This is a genomic window from Sphingomonas sp., from assembly GCF_019242355.1.
Taxonomy (GTDB): domain Bacteria; phylum Pseudomonadota; class Alphaproteobacteria; order Sphingomonadales; family Sphingomonadaceae; genus Sphingomicrobium.
This window is the reverse complement of record NZ_JAFAVR010000172.1, coordinates 1-2,783: the sequence shown is the minus strand read 5'-3', so window position 1 is coordinate 2,783 and position 2,783 is coordinate 1. Positions and strand designations below refer to the sequence as shown.

General features: G+C 66.3%; 3 protein-coding genes and 1 pseudogene. All 4 read right to left on the bottom strand.

Going from position 1 to position 2,783, the window contains the following annotated elements; translation table 11 throughout:
- On the bottom strand, positions 1-306 hold a 306-nt coding region (locus JOZ79_RS08700), incomplete at its 3' end, for a type III pantothenate kinase (RefSeq protein ID WP_294073264.1).
- Positions 307-336: 30 nt separating this feature from the next.
- Positions 337-1,017 (bottom strand): biotin--[acetyl-CoA-carboxylase] ligase, encoded by a 681-nt coding sequence (locus JOZ79_RS08695; RefSeq protein ID WP_294073266.1) that lies wholly within the window; start codon positions 1,015-1,017, stop codon positions 337-339.
- A 5-nt stretch (positions 1,018-1,022) separates the two neighbouring features.
- Positions 1,023-2,459 (bottom strand): NADH-quinone oxidoreductase subunit NuoN, encoded by a 1,437-nt coding sequence (nuoN, locus tag JOZ79_RS08690; RefSeq protein WP_294073262.1) that lies wholly within the window; start codon positions 2,457-2,459, stop codon positions 1,023-1,025.
- Positions 2,459-2,783 (bottom strand): annotated as a pseudogene (locus tag JOZ79_RS08685) (NADH-quinone oxidoreductase subunit M); the annotation flags it as partial. The pseudogene JOZ79_RS08685 and the gene nuoN, both read right to left, overlap by 1 nt.

Below are 2,783 nucleotides of genomic sequence, written 5' to 3'. Positions count from 1 at the left end.
GTCGACGTCAAGACGAAGCGGCCAGGCAGCCCTGCCCTGGCCGGCGATCAGCGGCTCGGCGTGGAAATATTTGCTCGCCAGCACCTCGAGGTTGTGAAGCGCGCGCGGGACGACGGTGCCGATGATCACGGCCGTGACATCGGCCCGGGTGTATCCTTCGAGCTCGAGCAGCTGATGGAGCCAGACGGCATATTGGTCAGCGGTCCGGCGGGGATCGGTGGCGATGCGCCATCGGGCCCTGATCGCGCCGTCTTCGAGCAGCGCGAAGACGAGGTTGGTGTTCCCGGCATCGACAGCGAGCAGCATGCGCGGGTGCCTAGACCGCAGCGCGGTTGTTCACAACTCGACGTCGCCGGCGCGGATCACCTCGATCCCTTCGTCATCAAGGATGAGACGCAGGGCTCCGTCTGGGTCGAGACCGACGAAGCGGCCGCTGACCGTCTCGTCCGCGGAGACATGGACACTGAGCCTGGTGCCCGCGAAATGGGCGCGCTGTTCCCAGGCGCGGACGAGCGCGGCGCTGTCGCTCACTCGCCAAAGCTGCAGCAGGCGGGCGAAGCTCGCTGCAAGCAATGGCGCGAATGCGTCTGGGCGGATGGCGCCAGCGAGCGATGCGCACGGACGGTCCGGAAGCTCGGGAGCGCTTGCGAGATTGACTCCGAAGCCGACGACGACGCGGCTTGCAGTCCGTTCGAGCAGGATGCCGGCGAGCTTGGCTCCGCCCAGAAGGACGTCATTCGGCCACTTGAGCATCAGCGGCTGGCCGGGAACTGCAACGTCCAGCGCTTCGATGAGAGCGAGGCCGGCGGCGAGTGACAGGGTCTGCGCGGGCGGGTCGGCCGGGGCGAGATCGACGACCGTGCTGCCGAAGAAATTGCCGGTTGCCTGCACCCATGAGCGGCCTTGGCGGCCGCGCCCCTGGTCCTGCTGGAGCGCGACGAGCCAATCGCCTTCCGCCGCACCCGAGTCCGCCACGAGGTCGGCATTGGTCGAGCCGGTACGATCGACGACGCGAATTCGGCTCAGAAGATCGACCCCGCTGCGCGGTCGGTCAGGGTTCCGAGCGGGCCGATCAGCAGATAGCCGAGCGGCGACACGAACATTGCCGCAAGCAGGATCAGCACGCCCTGCAAGGGTTGTTGGCGGGCGCGAGCATAAGGCTCCGCGGGATCGTCGAAATACATCACCTTGACGATCCGCAGGTAGTAATAGGCCCCAATCACGGTCCCGATGATGCCGGCGACGGCAACCGCGACATAGCCGCTTGCGACGGCTGCGTTGAACACCATCAGCTTGGGCCAGAATCCGAACAACGGCGGAATTCCAGCTAGGCTGAACATGAAGGTCGCGAAGGCGAGCGCGAACCCGGGCCGCGTCTGCGACAGGCCCGACAGGCTGTCGATGGTTTCGATCGGCCGTCCCTCCCCGTCCCGCATCCACAGGACGCAGAGGAAGCTGCCGAGCGTCATCACGACATAGACGGCCATGTAGAACAGCACCGACGAGGCCCCTCGCGGGCCGGCTGCGGCGAGGCCGATCAGCGCGAAACCGACGTTGTTGATCGAAGAATAGGCAAGCAGCCGCTTGATGTTGGTTTGCCCGAACGCGGCTACGGCGCCGAGGAAGATCGACGCCAGCGAGGCGAAGATGACGATTTGGCGCCAGGCATCGGTCGCCGGTCCCATCGCCTCAAGGCAGACGCGGGTTGCGAGCAGGACAGCCGCCACCTTGGGCGCCGAGGCGAAGAAAGCCGTGACCGGAGTCGGTGCGCCTTCGTAGACGTCCGGCGTCCACATGTGGAACGGCACGACGCTCGCCTTGAAGGCCAGGCCTGCGAGCAGGAACACCAAGCCGAACAGCAGTCCGAGCGTCGGCGCTTCGCGGCCAAACGCGGCGGCGATGCCGGTGAAGTTCATCGTGCCCGTGAAGCCGTAGAGCAGCGAGATCCCGTAGAGCAGAATGCCGCTGGCAAGCGCTCCGAGCACGAAATATTTGAGGCCTGCCTCGGCCGAACGCTCGTCGCTGCGGCGATAGGAGGCGAGAACGTAGGCGGCGAGGCTCTGCAGCTCCAGGCCGACGTAGAGCGCGATGAGGCTCGTCGCCGAAACCATGACGCTCATGCCTACCGTGCTGAATACGATCAGCACCGCATATTCGCTGCTGTGCTCGGTCCCTCGCTCGAACCACCCATGGGCGGCGATGATTGCGATGGCCGCTGCCGGGAACATGATCGCCTTACCGAAGCTTGCGAATAGGTCGGCCGAGAGCAGGCCGTCGAACACGGGACCGGCGTGCGAAGGCGCTCCGATCAGCGCCACGGTTGCTGCGGCCAGCAACGCAACGGCCAGCCAGTTGGTGAGCGTCGAGCCGCCACGCCCAGCGAAGGCGGCGACGAGCATGAGGACGATGCCGCCGATGCTGAGGATCAGTTCGGGAAGGATCGGCGCGAAGCTGCCCATCAATGCGCTCCTTGCAGGGCTGCTTGCGGAGCCGCGCCGTGCCCCGGGGTCGGAAGTGAGTCACCACTCGGCACGACCGGCTGGAGCCGGGCGACGACCCGGCCAACGTCGGCGCGGATCGGCCGCAAGAAACTTTCGGGGTAGACGCCCATCCACATCACTGCGGCCGCGATCGGGGCGAGTAGCCACCATTCGCGCGTGTCGAGGTCGGGCATCGCCGCGGCTTCCTTAGTTCGGGCCGTGCCGTAGGCGATCCGCCAGTAGAGGTAGAGCATGTACGCCGCGCCGAGAATGATTCCGGTCGTCTCGACGATGTCACCCCAC

Excerpts from the sequence above, each read along its gene's own strand:
- nuoN (WP_294073262.1), bottom strand. The coding sequence starts at position 2,459 with ATGGGCAGCTTCGCGCCGATCCTTCCCGAACTGATCCTCAGCATCGGC.